23 protein-coding genes are annotated in these 23057 nt (G+C 51.1%); 15 read left to right on the forward strand and 8 right to left on the reverse strand.

Going from position 1 to position 23057, the window contains the following annotated elements; genetic code table 11:
• Window positions 1-116: 116 nt before the first annotated feature.
• The 8 genes from ACMGDE_RS14220 to ACMGDE_RS14255 all read left to right on the forward strand — a co-directional run bounded on the left by ACMGDE_RS14220 (window position 117) and on the right by ACMGDE_RS14255 (window position 8450).
• Window positions 117-761, forward strand: coding sequence for a hypothetical protein (locus ACMGDE_RS14220; RefSeq protein WP_436833480.1), 645 nt, complete (start codon window positions 117-119; stop codon window positions 759-761).
• A 27-nt stretch (window positions 762-788) separates the two neighbouring features.
• A complete protein-coding gene (locus tag ACMGDE_RS14225; protein WP_436833481.1) occupies window positions 789-1856 on the forward strand; it encodes a sensor histidine kinase in 1068 nt (355 codons plus the stop codon).
• On the forward strand, window positions 1853-2605 hold the full coding sequence (locus tag ACMGDE_RS14230; RefSeq protein ID WP_436833482.1) for a LytR/AlgR family response regulator transcription factor: 753 nt from the start codon (window positions 1853-1855) through the stop codon (window positions 2603-2605). The genes ACMGDE_RS14225 and ACMGDE_RS14230 overlap by 4 nt, the downstream gene beginning before the upstream one ends.
• Before the next feature lie 203 nt (window positions 2606-2808).
• Window positions 2809-3903: a DUF4407 domain-containing protein gene (locus tag ACMGDE_RS14235; protein WP_436833483.1), complete on the forward strand. Its 1095-nt coding sequence runs from the start codon at window positions 2809-2811 to the stop codon at window positions 3901-3903.
• 45 nt (window positions 3904-3948) lie between these two features.
• Window positions 3949-4845 carry a TlpA family protein disulfide reductase gene (locus tag ACMGDE_RS14240; protein ID WP_436833484.1) on the forward strand — a complete coding sequence of 299 codons (897 nt, stop codon included), beginning with the start codon at window positions 3949-3951 and terminating at the stop codon, window positions 4843-4845.
• A 23-nt stretch (window positions 4846-4868) separates the two neighbouring features.
• Complete coding sequence (locus tag ACMGDE_RS14245; RefSeq protein WP_436833485.1) at window positions 4869-6278, forward strand: sensor histidine kinase; 1410 nt, start codon at window positions 4869-4871, stop codon at window positions 6276-6278.
• Between the two features lie 19 nt (window positions 6279-6297).
• Entirely contained in the window at window positions 6298-6987 is a 690-nt protein-coding gene (locus tag ACMGDE_RS14250) for a LytR/AlgR family response regulator transcription factor (RefSeq protein ID WP_436833486.1), read from the forward strand.
• 137 nt (window positions 6988-7124) lie between these two features.
• Window positions 7125-8450 carry a TolC family protein gene (locus ACMGDE_RS14255; RefSeq protein WP_436833487.1) on the forward strand — a complete coding sequence of 442 codons (1326 nt, stop codon included), beginning with the start codon at window positions 7125-7127 and terminating at the stop codon, window positions 8448-8450.
• A 20-nt stretch (window positions 8451-8470) separates the two neighbouring features.
• Here ACMGDE_RS14255 and ACMGDE_RS14260 read toward each other — a convergent pair whose 3' ends face one another.
• The 6 genes from ACMGDE_RS14260 to porX form a co-directional block, all read right to left on the reverse strand.
• Window positions 8471-9526, reverse strand: coding sequence for an ABC transporter ATP-binding protein (locus tag ACMGDE_RS14260; protein ID WP_436833488.1), 1056 nt, complete (start codon window positions 9524-9526; stop codon window positions 8471-8473).
• A gap of 62 nt (window positions 9527-9588) precedes the next feature.
• Window positions 9589-10503, reverse strand: coding sequence for an outer membrane beta-barrel protein (locus ACMGDE_RS14265; protein WP_436833489.1), 915 nt, complete (start codon window positions 10501-10503; stop codon window positions 9589-9591).
• Window positions 10504-10524: 21 nt separating this feature from the next.
• The gene (locus tag ACMGDE_RS14270) at window positions 10525-11331 is read right to left on the reverse strand and encodes a hypothetical protein (RefSeq protein ID WP_436833490.1); all 807 of its coding nucleotides are present in this window, start codon (window positions 11329-11331) and stop codon (window positions 10525-10527) included.
• Entirely contained in the window at window positions 11318-11875 is a 558-nt protein-coding gene (locus ACMGDE_RS14275; RefSeq protein ID WP_436833491.1) for an RNA polymerase sigma factor, read from the reverse strand. The genes ACMGDE_RS14270 and ACMGDE_RS14275 overlap by 14 nt, the downstream gene beginning before the upstream one ends.
• 101 nt (window positions 11876-11976) lie before the next feature.
• Window positions 11977-12396, reverse strand: coding sequence for a tRNA (adenosine(37)-N6)-threonylcarbamoyltransferase complex ATPase subunit type 1 TsaE (gene tsaE, locus ACMGDE_RS14280; protein WP_436833492.1), 420 nt, complete (start codon window positions 12394-12396; stop codon window positions 11977-11979).
• A 21-nt stretch (window positions 12397-12417) separates the two neighbouring features.
• A complete protein-coding gene (porX, locus tag ACMGDE_RS14285; protein WP_436833493.1) occupies window positions 12418-13971 on the reverse strand; it encodes a T9SS response regulator signal transducer PorX in 1554 nt (517 codons plus the stop codon).
• Window positions 13972-14140: 169 nt separating this feature from the next.
• On the opposite strand from porX, the gene ACMGDE_RS14290 reads away from it, so the two are divergent.
• From ACMGDE_RS14290 to ACMGDE_RS14320, 7 genes are all read left to right on the forward strand, one after another.
• Entirely contained in the window at window positions 14141-15379 is a 1239-nt protein-coding gene (locus ACMGDE_RS14290; protein ID WP_436833494.1) for an HD domain-containing protein, read from the forward strand.
• A gap of 64 nt (window positions 15380-15443) precedes the next feature.
• A complete protein-coding gene (lpxD, locus tag ACMGDE_RS14295; protein ID WP_436833495.1) occupies window positions 15444-16484 on the forward strand; it encodes a UDP-3-O-(3-hydroxymyristoyl)glucosamine N-acyltransferase in 1041 nt (346 codons plus the stop codon).
• A 49-nt stretch (window positions 16485-16533) separates the two neighbouring features.
• On the forward strand, window positions 16534-17943 hold the full coding sequence (locus ACMGDE_RS14300; RefSeq protein WP_436833496.1) for a bifunctional UDP-3-O-[3-hydroxymyristoyl] N-acetylglucosamine deacetylase/3-hydroxyacyl-ACP dehydratase: 1410 nt from the start codon (window positions 16534-16536) through the stop codon (window positions 17941-17943).
• Entirely contained in the window at window positions 17940-18734 is a 795-nt protein-coding gene (lpxA, locus tag ACMGDE_RS14305; RefSeq protein WP_436833497.1) for an acyl-ACP--UDP-N-acetylglucosamine O-acyltransferase, read from the forward strand. Before ACMGDE_RS14300 ends, lpxA begins: the two co-directional genes overlap by 4 nt.
• The gene (locus tag ACMGDE_RS14310) at window positions 18734-19354 is read left to right on the forward strand and encodes an ABC transporter ATP-binding protein (RefSeq protein ID WP_436833498.1); all 621 of its coding nucleotides are present in this window, start codon (window positions 18734-18736) and stop codon (window positions 19352-19354) included. The genes lpxA and ACMGDE_RS14310 overlap by 1 nt, the downstream gene beginning before the upstream one ends.
• Window positions 19355-19431: 77 nt before the next feature.
• Window positions 19432-19992 (forward strand): elongation factor P, encoded by a 561-nt coding sequence (efp, locus tag ACMGDE_RS14315; RefSeq protein WP_436833499.1) that lies wholly within the window; start codon window positions 19432-19434, stop codon window positions 19990-19992.
• A 147-nt stretch (window positions 19993-20139) separates the two neighbouring features.
• Window positions 20140-20718, forward strand: a complete 579-nt coding sequence (locus ACMGDE_RS14320) for a 5-formyltetrahydrofolate cyclo-ligase (RefSeq protein WP_436833500.1) — start codon at window positions 20140-20142, stop codon at window positions 20716-20718.
• 8 nt (window positions 20719-20726) lie between these two features.
• Here ACMGDE_RS14320 and ACMGDE_RS14325 read toward each other — a convergent pair whose 3' ends face one another.
• Both ACMGDE_RS14325 and ACMGDE_RS14330 read right to left on the reverse strand, forming a co-directional pair.
• Complete coding sequence (locus tag ACMGDE_RS14325) at window positions 20727-22019, reverse strand: HAD-IB family phosphatase (RefSeq protein ID WP_436833501.1); 1293 nt, start codon at window positions 22017-22019, stop codon at window positions 20727-20729.
• Window positions 22016-22999, reverse strand: coding sequence for an NAD-dependent epimerase/dehydratase family protein (locus tag ACMGDE_RS14330; RefSeq protein ID WP_436833502.1), 984 nt, complete (start codon window positions 22997-22999; stop codon window positions 22016-22018). The genes ACMGDE_RS14325 and ACMGDE_RS14330 overlap by 4 nt, the downstream gene beginning before the upstream one ends.
• Window positions 23000-23057 lie beyond the last annotated feature (58 nt).

A 23057-nucleotide genomic window follows, 5' to 3' on the forward strand; every position in this document is an offset into this window, starting at 1 on the left:
CCGTACTGCTCATTTTAGCCCTACCCATCTGCTTTTCAGGCCAAACCACGTCGCATACCTGGCCCCGGTGCTCGGCGCGATCACGTTTATCCGTTAACTCTTAAATTCACACCATCATGAACAATTTCATCAAAACGGCCACCTTGCTCTTCCTCGTATGGGGCTTGCAGCAGACCGCCCGCGCGCAGGGAGCCTATGAAACCGCCATGGATACCGCCTTCCACGCACTGGGCGAAACCCATGAACCCGGTGCCTTTGCCACCTTGGCCAATCGCTTCGAACAGATCGGCAATGTAGCGGGCGATCACTGGGAGCCGCTTTATTATGCCGCTTACTGCCGCTTGATGGCCGGCATCATGCAGTCCGAACCTGCGCAAAAGGACCCTTTCTTCGACCAGGCCCTCAAGCTGGTGGAGGCGGCCGATGCCCGGCAGGCCGACAACAGCGAAATTCATGCGCTACAGGGTTATGTGCTATTGATGAAAATGACCGTCGACCCGCAGAACCGGTTCTACCTGATCGGCCAGGCCGAAGCGGTGCTTGAAGAAGCCATACAGCTGGATCCTGCCAACCCTCGGCCCGACTTCATTAAGGGGCAAAATACTTTCTATACACCCGAGCCTTTCGGTGGAGGCGCTAAGGCTGCCAAGCCGCTGTTGGAGCGGGCGAAGGAAAAATTCGATGCCTTCAAGGCCGATGGCAAATACGCGCCCAATTGGGGTCAGGACCGGTGCGAGTACCTGCTCGGGGAGGTTGAGTAAAACTTCGTATATTCGGACCAACGGTTTATGAAAACAGCAGCAGATTATACCCAAAGCCGTTACTACTGGCTATGGCTCAATTTGGCCTCCATCTTATTTGGCGTCTTCGTGTCGTTCGTCATCTCCACCTGCATTGCCCTCGTGAAGGGTAGCTGGCCGTTGCCCCAATACATGCTCCTCAGCTTGATGTTTGGCATCATCATTAGTCTTTGCATCGCCAATAGCATCCATATATTGGGGCTCTTCAGCAAGCGCAAGGCCGATTACGGTTGGGGGTTTTTGCTGATGTATTACGGGGTGAGCCTGGTGGGTATGGTCATCGGCGTAGAGCTTACCTATCTGTTGGCTTTCTGGCTGTTCGGCATGCCGTTCAAGCCGTTCCACTGGGCAGACCTCCAGTTCAGCGCCATCATCGTATTGATCATCTGCACGGCTATCTACATCTATTTCAGCATGCGCGAGCGGCAAAAGACAGTACTGCAGCAAAAGGAAATGGACATCATGCGCATGGGCAAGCTGAAAACAGAAGCCGAGCTGGCCGCTCTGCAATCGAAGATCAACCCTCATTTCCTGTACAATGCCCTCAACTCCATTGCCAGCCTCATCCCTTCCAACCCCGCCAAGGCTGAGGAGATGACCGTGAAGCTCTCCAGCCTGTTCAGACAAAGCATCAACCACGAACAGGGATATTGGGGTACGGTGGCCAGCGAAATGGACATCGTCAATACGTATATCGACATCGAACGGATCCGCTTCGGCGAGCGGATCCGTTTTTCGGTCAACGTCGCCGAACACTTGAAAGAGGCAAAAATCCCCCGCTTCCTCATCCAGCCCTTGGTAGAAAATGCCCTGAAACACGGACTAAAGGATGTCGTCAAAAACGGCCTGCTGGAGGTGCAGCTTATCCGGCAGGGCGGGCGCCTGCTAATCATCGTGGCCGATAACGGGCAGCCCTTCCCCGACGAGCTGAAGGCGGGCTATGGCCTGCAGAGTACGTACGACAAGCTGCAGCTGCTCTACGTCGACGATTACAAGGTCACCTTGGCCAACACACCACGCAAACAACTGACCATAACCATCCCCTTCGAAACATGACCATCACCTACAGCGCCCTGATCGTCGATGACGAACCCCTTGCCCGGCAGCGGCTTAGGCAGTTGCTGCACGCCCACCCGGCCATCCTAGTGGTGGGTGAAGCTGGTAACGGCGAAGAGGCCTTGGTGCTGATCAAGGCGCTACAGCCCGATCTGCTCTTCCTCGACATCGAAATGCCCGTATCCAACGGGTTCGAGCTGCTCAAACAACTGGAACAGCAGCCATGGGTGGTCTTTGTTACGGCGTACGACCAATATGCCCTCCAAGCCTTTGAACAGAATTCGGTCGACTACCTCCTCAAGCCCGTGGAGCCCGCCCGGCTGGAGAAAACCATCCGGAAACTCACCCAGGCTGCTACCCCGCCGGCATCGATCGATATTCAGCGCCTCCTCGATAGCATCCGCCCGCAGCAGGCCCTGGCCAGTCTCACCGTCAGGTTGGGCGATCGGATCCTACTCATCAAGGTGGATCAGCTAGTCGCCGTCGACGCCGAAGACAAGTACGTTCTTCTGCATACTGCGGATGGCAAGCGTCACCTGACCGATTATACGCTTGTCGACCTGGAAAACCAATTGCCGCATCAATTCCTCCGTATACACCGCAGCACGATCGTCAATACCGATCGCATCCGCGAGGTCCGCCGGGGGTTTAACGGTTCGTTTACCTTCGTAATGGACGCTGTGGATAACCCCCGATTCAAGTCGAGCCGATCGCATGGGGAGGCGATCAAAGCGCGGCTGGGGTGGTAAACCTGATGATGTACATGGCTATACTCCCGCTGCGGCGGTTGAAATGTCGGCAACATCAGCATTTCATTTCGTCACGCATTTAACCGCATTCGTCCCAGTTGGTACTGAATTTGTCACATAGACCGTAGCTTTGCGTGAATGATAGAAAGAATCTGTAACAATATGGTGTTCAAGCGGTCTTATAAACTGGATATCCAGCGGTAATGGAGAAAGTGACTCGATTTTTTTGGTGGTGCAGCGGTGTACACCAGGCGACTTTGGCGAAATACCCGGCCGAACATAACAAATATGTAGGTATCGGTGCGACCATTTTTTTCACGGGCCTGTTTGCTGCGTTGTCGGGTGGTTATGCGCTCTATTTCGTCTTCAGCGGGGGGCAATTGTCACTCTTATATGCACTCCTCTTTGGCTTGCTTTGGGGCCTGGCCATCTTCAATATGGACCGCTACATCGTATCAAGCATCAACAAAAACGCATCGGGATTCAGGCAGCTTCTGCAAGCCACGCCGCGCATCCTGCTGGCCATTCTCATCGGGATCGTCATTGCACGCCCATTGGAACTGAAGGTTTTCGATAAGGAAATACGTGAGCAGCTCCGGGTGACGTACCTCGACCGCCAGCGGGCCAATATTGATACGCTCAACAAGGCGTTTGAAAGCAAATACATCATCGAACTGGCGAAGGTGGCCGAACTGAAAGCCGAACGGGATTCGCTGGAAGCGACCATCAAAGCCGATCGCCTCAAACTTAAACTGGAGACCTTCGGCGAGAAGACCGTCGAAACCTCGGGTATCGTCGGTTACGGACCCTATGCTAAGCAACGGCAGGCCGACCTTGATAAACAAGAGCAATACCTCGATACGCTCCGTACCCGGGTTCAACAGCAGGAAGCGTTCATCCAGCAACGCAAACAATTTGACGGATTGTTGGATGAGCAATTGCTCACCGGCGCGCAGCTTGACAGTGCTGTCAACGTGGCTGGATTTGCCGACCGCAATGCGGCGCTGGGCGACCTGAAATATCATCCGGATGGTACCGTAAACAGCGCCAACTATTGGTCTATCACCTTTATCATGTTGCTTTTTATCTTCTTTGAATGCCTTCCGGTATTCGTCAAGCTGATGAGCGCCCGCGATGCCTATGATACGGATCTGAAAGACCGGCAAACCGCCGGCATCTACCGCTCGGGAAAGGATCGAGACGCCGACATCGCCGTCGAAGATGGCGTGCACGATACGCGCGTGCAGCAGGCCATCGAAAAGCGCAAAGCCCAGCTCTGGGAAGGCGAGGCGTTGTAGGTTTTATCGATTCATCACATAACTGCCCGGTTTCACCCCATTTTGTTGCCTGAGCTTTCGGAGACACCTATTATTGTCGAAGTTTTTATGTCGACTTATATGATTCAATCGAGAAATTTTTGGATAGCATCCGTTTTACTTGCTATTGTCCCGCTGCTGGCCGTTGATATCACCGAAAACCTGCTGGCTTGGCAGAAGGATGTAAGAGAGGAGTTGATCAACGTTGTACAGGACGTAGATAACGTTTTTGACCGACAACAGAAGGCCGTTATCTTGGATGAAGTGTTCGAGCGAAACCAGGAACTTTCCACATCGATTCTCCTGAACGCATTGGTCAGCGTCATGTTGTTGTTGGTCGCATGCTATTTTTTTAACCGTTACCGGAAAACAGGAAACGTTAAGCTCGTCAGCGCAGTTTTCATGTGCCTCGTCATGATTACCTTATTGATGGCGCTTAAAGTCTTTTCTGCATCGTTGTTCATAAAAAACCAAGGGATACAATTTGTCAATATCCCAAAAACAGATAGTACATTGCACGCATTGATTGGCACCCATTTTAGCGGTAAGGTCGTATATGTAGATTTCTGGGGGACGACTTGCGGGCCCTGTTTGACGGAGTTCCGCCATTTTACCAAGCCGCTGAAAAAAGCCTTCCCTATGGGAAGAGACGTGGAGTATCTGTATATCGCGAATGGCAATGAATACCTTTGGAAGAAGCAAATAGCCAAGTACGATGTCGAGGGGTATCACGTATTTTTGGATGATCGCCAATACGAGCAACTATATCGTCAATCCGTGCAAGATAAGAACGCACAGGTGCTCATGCCAACATATCTAATTGTGGGTAAACAGGGGGAAATTATGAAAACAAACGCCCATCGACCAAGTGAAAAAACAGCGCTTTATGCCCAATTGGAGCGCGTAATCCAATTAAACCGATAATCGCCTTTAAACAACTTATACATATGAAATTCCATCGTATCGAAAGCATTTTAGTAACGGGGATCTACCTTTTTATCCTGATTCTAATTTATGGCAACAAGGCTTCCTTTCTAAGTGTCCGGGAGGGGGTGGCATTGTTTGCCTACATCAGCGTCATCTATGGCGCATTCATGGTGTTTACGCAGTGGATTTCTCCGGTCTTATTCAGGCGTCAAAAAATTGAAAGCGGCATCCTGTTCACGTTGACCTTGTTTTTTGCTACATGGCTAGGGTTATCCCTCAGCATCTGGGTAAAAGAGCATCAGACCGTTCACATCCGTACATTTTGGGAATCCCTCCCTCAAATGGAATCGTTGGGCACCACACTACTGGTTTTCGCCATCGTCTTGATCTACGAAGGCATCAAACGGGTGATCCGCTATACGCAAGGCCAGCAAAAAACGCTGGCTACGCGAATTGCGCAGGAGAGCTTGGTGGTTCTGGGGGGTGGAACGCTGATTTTCCTGCTGCTGTTGGCCCTGGATGACGATTTAGCCGGACTTTGGCTCTCGGCTGTACCGTATGCCTATGTCTTGTTTGCCATCAATACCTATTGGTTGATTCCCGTGTGCGAAAAACACCGATATAACATCGCTAAATACCTGTTATTGGCCATCCCGCTGTCATTCATCTTGTTTATCCCCTTCGGGATTTTCTTTCTGGCGTTTACAAGATCCGACGAGCCGCTGTTTTTCTTGGAGTGGTTAGGCATTAGCTTGGCGGTGCTACCCTTTTCTTATTACTTGTACAGCCGTCAAAAGGTGCGCGGTGCTCAGTTGTTCAGCCTAAAGATGGAGCTTGGCCAAACATCGGCCGACCTGAGTTTCTTGCGTTCGCAGATCAACCCTCATTTCCTGTTTAATATCCTCAATACGTTGTATGGGACGGCACTGCAAGAGCATGCAGAACGCACATCGTCCGGCATCCAAAAACTGGGCGATATGATGCGCTTCATGCTCCACGAGAATAATCAGGACCGCATCTTGCTGGCGCGCGAGATCGAATACCTCAGCAATTACATCGACCTGCAATTGTTGCGTACGGCCACTTCTCCAGCCATTACGGTAGAGCGCGATATCAAGGATGTAATGGACGGCACGTATATCGCCCCCATGTTGCTCATCCCTTTTGTGGAGAATGCTTTTAAACATGGGATCAGCCTGCAAGATAAATCCTGGATAAAGATCAGCCTGAATGAGTCCGAAGGAGAGCTGTATTTCGATGTGCACAACAGCATCCACCGCAAAGCCGAATCGGATCCCGAACGGCGCCATTCAGGTGTCGGACTGGAAAATGTCAAGCAGCGGCTGGCAATGCTGTATCCCGGCCGGCATGAATTGGTGATACGGGAGACGACCCAAGAGTTTTTTGTGCACCTAACAATCCGATTGTAATGGCTATATTCGTGTCATAATGATGACCGCCATCGCCATAGACGACGAACCCATTGCACTTGAGGTCGTGAGAAGCCATGCATCCAGGGTGCCTTTCCTGGATTTGCGGGCCGCCTATACCAATGCATTTGAGGCATTGGAAGATTTGCAGCGGCAGCCGGTTGACCTGCTCTTTCTCGATATCAAAATGCCAGATATTTCGGGCATCGAGTTTTTCAGGAGCCTCAGCAAAAAACCGCTCGTCGTTTTTACTACCGCTTATTCCGAACATGCCGTGGCCGGTTTCGAATTGGATGCTGTGGACTACCTGCTCAAGCCGTTTTCGCTTCCGCGGTTTCTGAAGGCCTGCAACAAAGCGCAGGAATGGCTGCTCCTGCGCAATGCCAACGGGATAAAATCGGATTACGTATTTGTCAAGACGGGATATGACCAGGTCAAGATCGCCTTCAACGATATCGACTACCTCGAGGCTACGGGCAATTATGTCAACTTCGTGCTTGGTGACCGCCAGGTGCTCAGCCGGATGACCATCTCCGAATGCGAAGAGCTGTTGCCCGCTCATCGCTTCGTGCGGATACACCGGTCGTTTATCACCTCGGTTGAGAAGGTTCAGAAGGTCGAGCGCCATCAGCTTACCGTCAATGGGAGCATCCTGCCGATCGGCGCGTCCTATATGACGGTGGTCAGGCGGTTTTCGACCAACGCCTAAACTGTCCGTTTTCGGACACTTACTGCACGATATCGAACAAGGACTGTCAGAAAGCTATCTATAATTTATTTGTAATCTTTGAGTTATGAGTTTGGCGCAAACTATGTATATCCTTATGCCAAAAATGAAGCAACGAAATGTTTAACCGTATCCGTTATATCATTGGTTTGGCGGTGGCGCTCAATTTTGCCACCCAAGCTACCCAAGCACAGGACACATTGACCCTTGAACAGTGTATAGCACTGGCGCTGGAGAATAACCTCGACGCCCAGCAGGGCCAAATCCGCACACAAGTTGAGGGTGTCAATTTGCGGCAGGCCAAACAGAATCTATTGCCCGATCTGACGGGCCGTTTAAACCACACGTTTGAAGTAGGCCGTGCCATCGACCCCGAAACAAATCAATATCTGAATAACGTAACCAATCGATATGGAAATCAAAGCTTGAGCAGTTCCATGGTCCTGTTTGACGGGCTGCGCATGTTTCGTAACATTACCCAGCAGGCGTATGCATATCGGGCGACGCAATTTGATGAACAGAATATAAAAGAGCAGGTGGCACTCAACGTGACGTCGGCATATATCCAAGCACTCACGGCGAAGGATATGGTAGCCCAGGCAGACAGTCAAGCTGCCGTCACCTACCGGCAAGTACAGCGGAATACGCTGCTTCATGAACAGGGCGCCATCGCACCGGGTGATTTTTATGATTTGAAGGGGCAATATGCCAATGATCTGAATAGCCTTAACCAAGCCAGGAATGACTTTTACGAGGCGCTGGTTTCGTTGTTCCAACTGATTAACCTTCCTTATAACGAGTCGGTTAGCCTTACGGCATTACAGGAACTTCCGTTGAGTGATACGGGTGAGTTGACCGGCGAACAACTCTATCAAACGGCTGTGGAACGGCTGAGTTTGATTAAAGCGGCAGACAGTTGGCAAAAGCAAGCGCTGTTTAGTTTGAAAGCCGCGCGTTCATCTTATCTCCCATCATTATCTGTTGGGGCCGGCCTATCCAGTAGTTATATACATGGCAACGGCGCGTATATCGATCAGATCCGAGACCGTGTTGGGCAGAATCTGGGGTTCACATTAGCCATACCAATTTTCAACAAATTCCAAACGCGAAACAATGTGGCATTGGCCAAGCTCAGCTTATTGGATGCCGAGAACGTCGCCAAGACGCGCAGAAACGGGCTACAGCAAGCCACTAATCAGGCATTGTTCAACTTGGATGCGGCAAAGGAGCGTTATAAAAATTTGATTGAGCAGGTTGCTAACTATGCCGAGTCATTTCGGGTAGCCGAGATACAATTCAATGCTGGCGCCATCAATTCCGTTGAATTCCTGATTGCCAAAAACAAAATGGACAATGCCAACGCCAACTTGGTCATCGCCCGCTACCAATGGCACCTCCGCCAACGGGTCGTAGACTACTACAATGGGCAAATGCAAGTGGAGTAAACTGACCGCGGAATAACTCGTTACCCCAGCGGATGGAAATGGGTGGCTTGGATGCTAACGGGTGTGTGCAGCGGGAATGCCCCCATCCGTTGATTGATCACGTGGATGTGTATGGCATCGTTTCCCACGGTCAGCTCTTCATAAAACCCTTTGAATCGGGTGGCCAATACCGCAAAGGGGGAGTCCGCATCTTCGCGGAGGACAAACCACTCGGGGTGGATCGCTACCGCCGAGTTCGTTTTGATGCCGAGCAACGTCAACACGTCGGCTTCACTCAGAATATTACTTTTAGCAAGCAGCCGCGCGGTATAGGCATCGGGCGGTTGCCGATACAGCTGTGCAGGCTTGCCCGCCGCGACCAACTGTCCACGCCGCAATACCATCAGCGCGTCCGCCATCGCGAGCACTTCGGCCGGGTCATGCGACACCAGCACTACGGTGAGTCCGGTTTCTTTCACGATGGTGTGGATGTCCCGTTGCAGGGTTTCCCTGAATGAGGCATCCACTTGGTTGAATGGCTCATCCATCAACAATACCAGCGGGTCATTGACCAGTGCTCTCGCGATAGCTACCCGTTGTTTCTCGCCGCCGCTCACGTCAGCAATGCGCTGCTTCGCCAAGTGGTCGATACGCATGCGTTGTAAGATGCGTTCGGTTTTCTGGAATTTGGCATCCAGGTCGGTATTGGGCAGCTGGGATGCCACATTGTCCCATACGTTGGCATAGGTGTTCAGGTCATCGAAGCCTTGCGATACCATCCGCATCGCCTCGTGGCCGGGGATGAGCCGTTCCCTTGGTCCGGGCACCCGCCATCCCTGGAATCGCACTTCGCCACGATCGGGTTCTAGCAGCCCATAAATGAGCCGCAGCAAGGTGCTCTTGCCACTCCCGCTTTCACCGATGATGGCCGTGATCTCGCCGCTATTAATTCCGAAGGTCACGCCGCTCACCGCCACGATCGACTCTTTCCGCCGGAAAGAGCGACTCACATTTTCGCCGTGTATAAACGGGAGGCCCGCCCGCTGCACATCATTCGGTACCGAGCAGGACGGGGCATTTGGAGAAGCGATTGCCATAAAAAAAACCGTCCCGGTATATCGGGACGGCTCAAAATTACGAAAAATATATGGATAACGGGCTAGAAGCCAAGCATCAGCCCGAAGGTAAAGTTTTGTAAACCGGCTTGATCAGGGCTGTTTTCAAAGATATCATTGAAATAGTACTTGGCATAGATACCAAACGGACCGACACCGAACCGTGCAAACGCACCGTAGCGAAACTGGGTGAAGTTGTAGTCGTCTTTAAACTTCTGCCGACCCAGCTCCTCACTTTTGAAGCGCTGTGTCCCTTTTAGTAAAAATCCACCTTCCGGCCCGAAGGCAAACCGCATGCGCCCAAGCGCCCCATGGTGTTTGCTTCTTAATTCAAAGGTGAGGGGCAAACGGAGGTACGTGGCAGTCAGGCGGTTTTTGGAATAATCAACATCCGATAGTGCCCAGGTCAAGGGGGTAGTATCTTCCAGAAAGTCGATATCTTCCCTCAGCCGGATATAGGTCCAGTCAAACCCGCCCGATAGAAATACGCGGAAATGATCGTTGAATCGATACCCCGCCTGCAGCAGGTCAAAACCAAAGTTGACGGTTTTCCCCGGGCGATATTTGAAATCCCGATTCGGATCAGAGAGCGTGAAGCTTCCATTGTCCACCAACTTGACCAATCCAAGGTCAATCCGAGAAAACGTGACGCCGTATATGGGATATGATTTTCTTGGGTGATCGGTCGTTATCTTCACATCATGCCCCTTCCGGTGATCCTTGTCGTCCGAATCATACTCGTAGGTCTTCTCCGATTTTTCAATGGTGATCATGCCCTCGTCTTTCCCGGGTATGATGATGCGCACTTTGCGTTTCTCCCCAGTTTTTACGTCTTCCATAATGACGGTATCTGCCGGGATTCCACCGCTCCTCCGGAGGCTGTCTGTTCGTTTTTTTTCCTGTGCAGATGCAGTGAGTATCACCGCACACGCAACGATTGTTAGGCTAATGTATTTCATGTTATGGCGTAGTTAAAGGATTTATTTTAATTTCTTCTTTCGGTTTTTAGCCAAGCTAAAGTTAAAGTCCAGTTTCAGCGAGCCTTCATCATCATTGGTGAAGGTGACTAACTTTTCCTCGCGCGGGTCTACAGCGCCCACGACGTAGTTGAGGATATTGCTGACCCCAAAGGGTTGTTTTTTCGCTTCTGTTGATGCCAGTAAGGTTTCCTCTTCTTCCTCCAATGTGACCAACGGCTGCACGTCTGGCACGCTAGCCAGTGCCTCCTGAGGGGCCATTGCAGGGTCCACCGCGCTGTCGGCAGCCAGGGTTTCGGCCTTTTCCACATCTCCGGTTGCCCGCTGGTCGTTGGCCGCCAGCGTTGGTACAGGTGGCCTGCGGGCTGGGGTCACGGACGGGTTGTGAGCCAGGGTGTTCTGCTGTGCGGGGGCGTCAGCTGCTTTCCGCCTTTTTTTCGAAAACACTCTTTTCAGCCCCTCCACATCCAAGGGTTCGGGCGCGGGTGTGTGCGCTTCTTCCTGATCGATTGTAGGGTTATCCGGCATTTCCTCACGGGCGGTTGTACGGCCTTGCAAATAGGTCACTTCCACCGGTCGGCTGTACCAGTAAGTGACTCCACACACCACCAACAAGGCCGCGGCTACCGACATCCACCAGGTAGATAGCCGCTTTTTCCTTATCGTTACGACCGCGCTTTCTTCGCCACCCGCTTGCGCCTCGAGCTGCGAGGCGATCTTATCCCATAGGTCCACGGGGACCTTCGGGTTAAAATCCTCCAGCTTCTGCCGCAACTGCCTGTCAAATTCGTTCTTTTCATGTGGACTCATACGTTCCTCCTTCCAGTTGTTTTATTTTTTCCTTGAGCCAGCTCCTCGCCCGCGATAATTGGGACTTGGAGGCTCCTTCGGTGATTCCTAGCGCCGATGCTATCTCTTTGTGCGAGTAGCCTTCCAGAGCATACATGTTGAACACCAGGCGATAGCCGTCGGGAAGTGCTTGGATGATTTCCAATAGGTCCTTGCACTCCAAGCTATCCATTGAAAAGGTGTGTTGCACGTCGTCATCTACCGTGTCTATGTCCACCTGATGGCCGTTGCGCACATTGCGGCGGTAGGTTTCGATGGCCGTATTGACCATAATGCGCCGTATCCAACCCTCGAACGACCCCTCCCCGCGGTAGCTTTCCATGCTGCCAAAGACCTTTATAAATCCCGTTTGAAGCATGTCCTCCGCTTCAAACGTGCTCTTGGCATAACGCATACACACCCCTAACATTTTGGACGCCACGGTCTGATACAGCTTTTCTTGCGCTGGTCGGCTGCCTCGTTTACAGCCTTCGTACAAGCTTTCTATTGTATCGGTTCGTCCCAACTCGCGGTGTGTTTACTACTATGATGAAGGTTTTAATAAAAAGGTTGCACCTAGGTGATTATTTTTTCTGAAGCCGGCGCCGGGGTGATCATGCTTGTCCATCAGCGGGGCACCTGTACGTCAATACGCCGTTTACCGTCGGGCAGTACCTGCAAGTGCAGCACTACTGCATCGCCCGGCAACAATCCGGCGATCTTATCCGGCCATTCAACGAAACAGTAACGGCCCGAATAGAAATAATCTTCATAGCCTAGGTCAAAGGCTTCCCGCTCGGATCTGATGCGGTAAAAATCGAAGTGATAGACCGTCCCCGCCGCGGAGGCATACTCGTTCACGATGGCAAAGGTAGGGCTTGATGTGGCGTCGGTGACGCCCAGCTGCTGGCAAATCGACTTGATGAGGGTGGTCTTTCCCGCCCCCATGTCGCCGTAAAATAGAAAGATACGATGCCCGCCGGCAGCAGCCAATACCTGCGCTGCGGCATCGGGCAGTGCTGCCAAGTTTGCAACCTCGATGACCATACCGCAAAAATACGGTTTTTGCTATTTGGTCGTGTACGTCGCGAAGGGGATGATCATCTCTTCCATCGATATACCCCCATGTTGGAAGGTCTCATTGAAATAATTGACGAAATGATTGTAATTGTTGGGGTATACAAAATACGTGTCTTCCTTGGCAAAAATGAAGCTGGAACTCACATGGAGTTTTGGCAGCTGCGCATCATGCGGGTTTTTGATATGGAATACGTCTTTGGCGATATAGTTGAGGTTTTTTCCCTGCTTATACCGCAAATTAGTATTGGTGTTCCGGTCGCCGATGACCTTGCTGGCATGTTTCACCCGGATGGTGCCATGGTCGGTCGTGATGATCACCCGCACCGGTTTTTGCGAAAGCCACCTCAGCGTTTCTAACAGCGGCGAGTGCTCAAACCATGAAAGCGTGAGCGACCGGTAGGCGGCTTCATCATTGGCCAGTTCACGGATCATCGCCATGTCCGTACGCGCATGCGAGAGCATATCCACAAAATTGTACACCAGCACGTTGAGGTCATTCCCCATCAGGTTGCTCAGGTTGTCGGCCACATCCCTCCCCTGTTCAAGGGTCAGCACTTTGGTGTACGAATGCTTGCACTCTTTTCGGTACAGGCGCTTGATCTGGTCGGCAATGAATTTGTCTTCATGCAGATTTTTGCCGCCCTCATCCTCGTCGTTCTGCCAGAGGCCGGGGTACTGCTTTTCCATTTCCAGCGGCATCAATCCGCTGAAGATCGCATTTCGTGCGTACTGCGTGGCAGTGGGCAGGATACTATAATAACTTTCCTCCTCTTCGAGCCGAAAATAGTTGGTGATGACTTCATTGACGACACGCCATTGATCATAGCGCAGGTTATCAATCAGGAAAAAGAAGGTAGGCCGGTTCTCTTGCAGGATTGGGAATACCTTTTTGCGAAATAACTGGTGCGACATGATGGGTCCCTTTTCAGGTTCTTTCACCCACTTGAGGTAATTTTTCTCCATAAATTTAGAGAACTGCATATTCGCCTCCGCCTTTTGCAGGGTGAGCACCTCGTGCATGCCGGCATCTTCCAGTTTTTCGAGCGAAAGCTCCCAGTAGATGAGTTTTTTGTATACATCCGCCCACTGCTCATGATCCAAGTTGTCATTCAGGATCATGCCCAGGTTTCTGAAATCCTGCTGATAAGCCATCGATGTCTTTTCGCTGATCAGCCGCTTGTTTTCGGTCAGTTTCTTGATCGTCAGCAAAATCTGCTTGGGGTTTACAGGCTTGATGAGGTAGTCGTCTATTTTGGAGCCAATGGCATCCTCCATCAAGTGTTCTTCTTCGTTTTTGGTCACCAACACCATCGGCACCGCGGGGTTGATGTTTTTCAATTCGGAGAGTGTTTCAAGCCCCGTGAGGCCGGGCATGTTTTCATCCAGAAAAACCAGGTCAAAAAAACCTTTTTTGAATGCGTCCACCGCATCGTTTCCATTGGTCACCGTCTTCACGCTATAGCCCTTGTCGTTGAGCAGCATGATATGGGGTTTCAGCAAATCAATCTCATCGTCAGCCCATAGTATATTCGTCTCTTGCATTCCAGTTCCTCAGTTATGTGTGTGCGTTGCGATCATTCGCTAATACAATCGCGAACATAGCGAAAAGTTTGCCGGAGGCTGACATTTTTAACAAAAATTAACAGGCGTGTGCTGTATCTTTGCGCCGTAACACTTGTGGTTGGCGGTGTCGCCACCTTGAATACAGGCATTGAATAAAAAGAAGATCATCAACGACCCTGTTTATGGATTTATCTCCATCCCATCCGGTTTCATTTTTGACCTGATACAGCACCCGTATTTTCAGCGGCTGCGGTATATCAAACAGGTAAGTATGACGCACTTGGTTTACCCAGGCGCATTGCATACCCGTTTTCAGCATGCATTGGGGGCGATGCATTTGATGGCGCAGGCCATCGAAACGCTGCGCGGCAAAGATATCGCCATCACGGTAGCGGAGGAAGAAGCAGCGTTGGCCGCTATTTTGTTGCATGATATCGGCCACGGTCCGTTTTCGCATTCCTTGGAGCAGACGCTGGTCGAAGGGGTATCGCATGAGTTACTTTCGGCGCTGATGATGGACGAGCTCAATGAGACCTTCAACGGACGGTTGGATCTGGCCATCACGATTTTCAACAATCGCCACCCCAAGCGATTCCTCTATCAACTGGTTTCTGGGCAGCTCGATATCGACCGCATGGATTACCTCAGCCGCGACAGCTTTTTTACAGGAGTGGCCGAGGGGGTCATTAGTTTTGATCGCATCATCAAGATGCTTCATGTGGTAGACAACGAACTCGTGATTGAACAAAAGGGGATTTATTCCATCGAAAAGTTTCTCATCGCGCGTCGCCTGATGTATTGGCAGGTCTACCTGCACAAAACCGTACTCAGCGCCGAGCAGATGCTGCTCAAGATCCTGCAGCGGGCGAAGGAGCTGTACCAAAAGGGCACACCGCTTTTCGCGTCTCCCTCCTTGGAACATTTTTTGCGTAATAAAATAACCCGAGAGAATTTCACCGAAAATGTGTCACATTTAACGCATTTTTCGCGTCTTGATGATACGGACATCCTGTCTGCCGTAAAGACTTGGGCATTTCATGATGATCAGATATTACGGATGCTGTGTTCACGGCTTATGGCTCGGTCATTGTACCATACCGAATTGCATGGCTCCGCCCCGAGCGAACAGTTCATCGATGATTTGAGAGATCGGGCAGTGAGGTTTTTTGGTATAGATAAGATCCATGTGGATTATTATGTATGGACGCAGGCGATTGAGAATAGCGCGTATGAACTCAACAATAGCAGTATCAGAATTTTAATGAAAGACGGTACCATTCAGGATATTGCCGAAGCATCGGACTTATCCAACTTGGAAACCCTGTCGAGGAAAGTTCAGAAATTTGCCATTTCGTTTCCGAAAGAATTGCTAATTGCCTCTACGTAACTCAATTGACTGATAGCCAGTAATAAAATATTTGTTAATACTATTATAACTCATACATTTGCAGATGCAATTTTCCGCACATCAAATAGCAAGGCTCGTTGATGGTTCCCTTGAGGGAAGCCCAGATGTGATGGTGGAGCAATTGGCCAAGATCGAAGAAGCGTCAAGCGGCAGCTTGTCCTTTTTGTCCAACCCCAAGTACGAACAATACCTGTATACCACGAAGGCCTCGGTGATCATCGTCAATGATGACCTGAAGCTGGACCGTCCGGTCGCAAATACCCTTATTCGGGTAAAGAACGCCTATTCGGCTTTTTCCACCTTATTGGACCTGTTCAATAAAATGCGCTTGGATAAAACCGGTATCGAAGCCCCTGTGTTTATCCATCCGTCTGCCAAGATCGGTAAAAATGTCTATGTCGGCGCCTTTGCTTACATCGATAAGGATGTCGTCATTGGCGACAATTGTAAGATATACCCGCATGTTTACATTGGCGACAATGCCAAGATCGGCAAGGATACGACTTTGTTTCCGGGCGTATCGGTTTATTTCGACTGCGTCATCGGCGAGCACGTGGTCGTCCATTCGGGTACCGTTATCGGCAGCGACGGCTTTGGTTTCGCACCACTGGAAGACGGCACCTATAATAAGATCAGCCAGATCGGCAATGTGGTTATCGAAGACCAAGTAGAGATCGGGGCAAATGCGGTTATTGACCGGGCAACCATGGGTTCCACCATTATCCGCAAAGGGGTGAAGCTGGATAACCTGATCCAGGTAGCGCACAACGTCGAGATCGGCAAGAATACCGTCATCGCGGCGCAATCGGGGATTTCCGGAAGCACTAAGATCGGCGAACGTGCCGTGATCGGGGGGCAGGTCGGCATTGTGGGGCACATCGCCATTGCCAACGGCAGCCAGATACAGGCACAATCAGGTGTCAACCGCACCATCGCCGAAGAGGGCAAGAAATGGGCGGGCAGTCCCGCCACCGCGTATAGCGCGCAGATGCGTTCGCAGGTGGTTTATTCGCGCCTGCCCGAGTTGGAGCGCCGTATCGAGGAGCTGGAACAATTACTATTAACGAAAGAGCTATCTAAATAAAACCAAGTGCTTTGAGTCCGCCGAACCGCGGATAAGCCAATAAACAACGATGAACGTAAAACAACGAACAATCAAATCAGAAATTGTTATTTCAGGGGTAGGACTTCATACCGGTAAGCCTGTCACCATGACGTTAAAGCCTGCACCAGAGCACCATTGGTATCGATTCAGGCGTGTCGACCTTCAAAACCAACCGACCATTTTGGTCGATGCCGACAACGTATCGGATACTTCGCGGGGCACGACCATTTCTCAAAACGGGGCGAGCGTAAGCACCATCGAGCATCTGATGGCCGCATTGGTCGGGTTGCAGATCGATAATGTCCTCATCGATATTGACGGGCCTGAGGTGCCGATCATGGATGGCAGTTCAGACCCCTTTGTAAAAGCCATTGAAGAAGCCGGCTACGTAGACCAGGCGGCCGACCGTGATTACTACGAAATTCCGCATAATATTCATCACACCGAGCCGGAGCGAAAAGTGGAGATGGTGGCGATGCCGTTGGATGGGTATCGCTTTACGTGTATGATTGATTTCAATTCTCCGGTGTTGGGTAGCCAACACGCATCTATCAGTGGGATAGATGAGTTCTCTAAGGATATTGCCTCATCACGCACATTCTGTTTCCTGCATGAGCTGGAGATGCTGCTGCAAAACGACCTGATAAAAGGAGGGGACCTCAACAATGCGATCGTGGTAGTCGACAAGGAGGTGAGCAAAGATGAGTTGCGGCACCTGGCAAAGCTATTCAACAGGGAAGATATCGACGTGGCCAAAGAAGGTATATTGGACAATATCGAGCTTCGCCATCAGAATGAGCCCGCGCGTCACAAGCTGCTCGATATGATCGGCGACCTTGCATTGGTGGGGCGACCCATCAAAGGCCATATCATGGCTGCCCGGCCGGGTCACGCCGCTAACGTGTCATTTGCCAAAAAAATCAAGGCGCAGATTAAAAAAGAGAAAGGCCGGAAGTATATCAAAATCTATGACCCCAACATACCTCCTTTGTATGATACGATACAGATCATGAAGATCCTGCCCCACCGGCAGCCCTTCCTGATGGTCGATAAAATCCTGGAGCTGACCAAGAGCCATGTGGTCGGGTTGAAAAACGTGACGATGAACGAAGACCTGTTCATGGGCCATTTTCCGGGAGCGCCTGTGTTTCCGGGCGTATTGCAGATCGAGGCCATGGCGCAAACCGGCGGAATATTAGTGCTGAGTACCGTGCCAGACCCCGAAAACTACCTTACCCTGTTTCTCAAGATTGAAAATGCCCGGTTTAAAGCACAGGTCAATCCGGGCGATACCATCATCTTCCGCTGTGATTTATTGGAACCCATCCGCCGGGGGATTGCGCAGATGAAGGGTGTGGGCATGGTCGGCGAGAAAGTGGTTGTAGAAGCGGAACTGATGGCGCAGATTGTAAAAGTTAAAGAGGGCCAGGTATCATGATACAGCCGTTAGCATATATACATCCACAGGCCAAGATCGCCGGCAATGTGGTGATCGAACCTTTTGTCACTATCCATAAGGATGTCGTGATAGAAGAAGGCACGTGGATCGGATCCAACGTCACCATCATGGATGGCGCCCGTATCGGCAAGAATTGCCGGATATTTCCGGGGGCAGTCGTTTCGGGCATCCCCCAAGACCTCAAGTTTGATGGGGAGGAAACCACCGCCGAAATCGGCGATAACACGACCATCCGGGAGTGCGTCACGGTAAACCGGGGCACTAAGGATAAATGGAAGACCGTGATTGGCAAAAACTGTCTTATCCAAGCGTATAGCCACATCGCGCACGACTGCATCGTGGGGGATAACTGTATCTTTTCGAATAGCAGCACCCTGGCCGGCCACATCACCGTAGGCGACTATGTGGTACTCGCGGGGATGGTTGCGGTGCACCAGTTTTGCCATATTGGCTCGCATGCGTTTATTGCCGGGGGCTCATTGGTCCGTAAAGACGTGCCTCCCTTCGTCAAAGCCGCTCGCGAACCCTTGGCTTATGTAGGCATCAATTCCGTCGGTCTGCGTCGAAGAGGCTTTTCTTCCGATCAGATCAATGAAATTCAGAATATTTACCGGGTGCTGTTTGTCAAGAATAACAACCTGACGAAAGCATTGGACATCATTGAAGCCGAATACCAGCCAACGGAGATACGTGACGAAATACTAGACTTCGTCCGAAGTTCAAACCGTGGTGTGATGAAGGGTTTCGGCCAAAGCAAAGGAATATTGTAGTGGAGATCACCTTAGCGGATATCGGTAGACGATTCAATCGGGATTGGATATTCCGACAGTTGAATTACCGGTTCGCTGCGGGCCAACGTTATGCCATACTGGGGCCGAACGGCTCCGGCAAATCCACGTTGCTCCAGGTGATCGCCTCAAGCCTTACGCCTTCGGTTGGCCATATCCGTTATGCCATTGACGGGCGGACCATCGAGCCCGAGCAGATCTACCGATACCTTTCACTCACCGCACCGTACATGGAACTGATTGAGGAGTTTACCTTGATCGAGCAGATTCGTTTCCATTTTACGCACAAGCGATACCTGAGCGGTTATGATGAGCATCGGCTCATGGAGCTACTCGGCTTGCCGCATGCGCGAGACAAACAGATCCGGCATTTTTCATCCGGCATGAAGCAACGGGTCAAGCTGGCGCTGGCTTGCTGTGCAGATGTGCCCATTGTACTGCTGGACGAACCCACGACTAATTTGGATCAGCACGGTGTCGACTGGTATTTGGACCTCGTGAGGCAAACCGCCGGGGGGCGTTTATTGTTGGTCTGTTCTAACCAGGAGAAGGAATACGGGTTTTGTGATCACCTCGTCAACATTACCGAATATAAGGAGTAGCGGGCCGTTTCTTGTAAATCGTTTGCCCGTTTTGTACCTTTGCACGTAAATTAAGACACTGTAGTTAAATTTAAATCATGTCCAAAGCTTCAGAAGTAAAAACCGGCAACATCCTCCGCTTCAACGGCGAGTTGGTGTCTGTTGAAGAATTCATCCATCGCACTCCCGGCAACCTTCGCGCATTTTACCAGGCCAGAATGCGCAATGTAAAAAGCGGCAAACTCGTAGAATACCGTTTCCGTACAGACGAAGAAGTAGAAATCGCACGCGTAGAAACCAGCGATTATCAATATTTATATGAAGACGGCGATGCATTCGTGGTCATGGATAACAGCACCTTTGAGCAGTTCAATATACCCAAGCATCTTTTTGGTAGTTCGGCACGCTTTTTGAAAGAAGGAATGCAGGTGCTTGTAGCAATGGAAAGCGATGAACCGATCATGGCCCAGGCTCCCACAACCGTAGAATTAGAAATAACATATACAGAACCTGCGGTAAAAGGCGATACGTCGACCAACGCGTTGAAAAGCGCTACCGTCGAAACAGGGGTGGAGATACGCGTGCCACTCTTTGTGAACCAAGGAGATAAAGTAAAAGTTGATACCCGCTCGGGAGATTACATCGAGCGTGTGAAATAGAAAATATTCAAATTTTTAGGTTTAGGTTGATTATTCGGTCTTGGGGCTCCCCGCTTCAAGGCCGATTTTTTTGAAAGGTTTTTTGATTTTTCATGGTTAGCCAAGCCATCTGGTGTACCTTTGTCAACTGGTTTTGTAAACGCGACTATGCATCCGACCACCAAACATGAATTGCGCAAACTATACCGGGAGAAGCGGATAACCCTTTTGCCGGATCAATTTCAGCGCTTGAACGAGCAGCTGTTGACGCAGCTCCAGGAGGTCGATTTTGGCCCTTTTTCAACCATCCATCTATTTCTGCCTATTGAGGGCAACCGCGAGCCGGACACGCATGCTATTGCCGATTGGCTGAGGCAGCGCTACCCCCACGTTCGCCTGGTCTTATCAAGAAGCGATAAGGCAACCTATCGCATGCAACATGTTGTTTGGGATGAAGATACCAAGCTAAGTAACAACCACTGGGGCATCCCCGAGCCGGAGGGGGGCGTTTCCGTACTGCCCGAAGAATTGGACATTGTCTTCGTGCCCCTCCTCGCGTTCGATATACACGGAAACCGGGTAGGGTACGGCAAAGGGTTTTACGATCGTTTCTTGAGTGCGTGCCGCCCGGATGTGCTGAAGGTCGGACTGTCATTGTTCGAGCCGACGGGGACCATCCTTGATGCAGACCAGTATGATGTACCGCTGAGCATGTGCATCACGCCGCATTCCATCTGGCGGTTTTAGTCGCGCAGCTAATACAATACCCTGAACTTGATGGTATTATCGATCTGCCGGAGTTGCTTGAGCAATTGCTTGTCGTATTGCGTATCCACATCCGTCACCGCGTAGCCAATGTTGCCCTTAGTCATCAGAAACTGGGCAACGATATTGATCCGGTTTTCGGCAAATACCTGGTTGATCTGCGCCATCACGCCCGGCACATTGCGGTGGATATGAAGCATCCGGTGCGCTCGTTCGATTTGCGGCAACGGCAGCTTGGGAAAATTCCGGCTCATATAGGTGTCGCCCTTGTTGATAAAATCAGCCATACGCCGCGGGATATACTCGCTATTCCGCTTCTTCTCTTTTTTGTCATCAAACAGCACAATTCCTTTTTCGTTGCAGATGTCGCGGTTCACACGGTGCTTGCTGTCGCCCAGGTAACCAATGGTCTTGAGCTTGTCGGCTTTGGCCAGTTGGTCGTCATCCAGGGTCACATCCTTGCCCAATAACAGCATACCCACGTCTTTTACATATTTTTCCTCAAAGGTCTGTTTCACCCGGACGGAGAAGCCATCGCGTTTGAGGATATGCGCGGATAACTCGGGTACTTCTCCTACAATCAGACAAAGGATCCGGTTCTTCGGATAGGAGATTGCCCGCGGAAGATCGTTTACATACAGAAATTCATCAAAGCTGGGCGTCACGTGGTCGGCTTTTTCGGATACGCTTTTGCGCTCGATGTTTTCGGTAAAGGCAAAGAAACGCTCGATGAGGCCCGACTCCTTCAGTTGAAAATCAGAATACCCATCGCCGATGCCATAGATTTTGCCGGGCAGCTGCAACTGTTGCAGCAGCTTCACCTTGCCGCCCTCTTCCGATAGCGGATTGCCTTCATCATATCCCGTGATATTGCCCTGCTCGTCAAACGTAAACGTATTGGCATAGACGTTCTCCTTCTTGATATGGTACGGGATGACCACCGGAAAGATAAACTCCTTGAAGCCGCCGGAAACGATCAGTACACTGTCGGCATTTTTCCTGAAAAACTCCTTGTTTCGCGAAAAGGACAGCGACACTTTCTTTTTCAGCACCCAGATCAGTTGGGCAAGGTGCTCCCGATTGGCTTCTAAGAGCTTGACACGTCCGGCGAGGCTCTCGCGGAATGACAATTGCCCATTCATGGACATGTTCGTCAGCCGGTCGATTTCTTCGTAGATCAGTTCCTTTGCAGGGTGGTTGGCCAGCGAGATACGCGCCAGCTCGTCCAACGCCTCCACTTGCGTGAAGGTACTATCAAAGTCGATAATGTAATAGTTGCTCAAGGTATGACGTTTTTAACAGTTGTACATATTTCACGCAAGGTATCATCGATCGGCTTGAAGGTCATGCCCGTCGCCGTTACCACCTTCTTGTTCGAAAAACACATGCGTTGGGTCGCCGCCTTCGCGGTTTCCCGGGTAATGAGGGGGCGCTTACCGGTAAACAGGGAGGCGATCTTGGCCGCACGCCAGGCGAAGCTCAGCATCAGGGGCGTAGCCTTGAATTTCGGTGCGGGTCTTCCTAGGTATGCGCTGCACCGTTCCAGCAGCTCCCGGTGTGCCATGTTCACATTGCTCAGCAAAAACCGTTGCGCCTTTATCGCCGGATTTTCCATCAACAATACCATGGCTTTGGCCACGTCTTCTACATCGACGAGGCCCACGGCGCCGTCCGTATAAAAATTAAGGCCATCGCGAAGCAGGGCAAAGATGGTGCCGCTGGCACCGCTATCGGCCGTTCTCGCCGTCGGCCCGATGATCAGTGCCGGATTTACGATCACCGCATCCAGCCCTTCGGCAATCCCCCGCCATACCTCCATCTCGGCCTCATATTTGGCGATGGCATAGCCCGGCTGGTCGGGGCTGTACTCCCAAAGGTCACTTTCGGTGATTTCCTTATCCGCCCTGGCGCGCCCCACGGCGGCAATGGAGCTGACATGCAATAGGCGCACCCGCCGCTCCAGCGCCAGCGTGACCACGTTGGCCGTGCCTTGCACGTTTACGGCCGTCAGCCGTTTACGATCCGCAGTATGGTAGGAGATAAGCCCCGCACAGTGATACACGTTGGTTACCCCATCAAACGCATCTTCCAAAGCAAAAAAATCATTGATATCGGCCTCTACCCACTGCACCGGAAGCCCCGCTAATTCCGGCGGGGTGATTGATGTCTTCCGCTTCGTCGCACGGATAGGAGTACCCGCAGCGGTCAACTGCCTGATGAGTATGGAGCCAAGAAAACCAGTACCGCCTGTTACTAAAATCACCGTATTAGATAGCTGATCATAATGCTTCCAAAAGTAAGGGAATAAATGGAAAAATGAG

Origin of the sequence: Parapedobacter brassicae, from assembly GCF_051400755.1 — a bacterium.
Taxonomy (GTDB): domain Bacteria; phylum Bacteroidota; class Bacteroidia; order Sphingobacteriales; family Sphingobacteriaceae; genus Parapedobacter.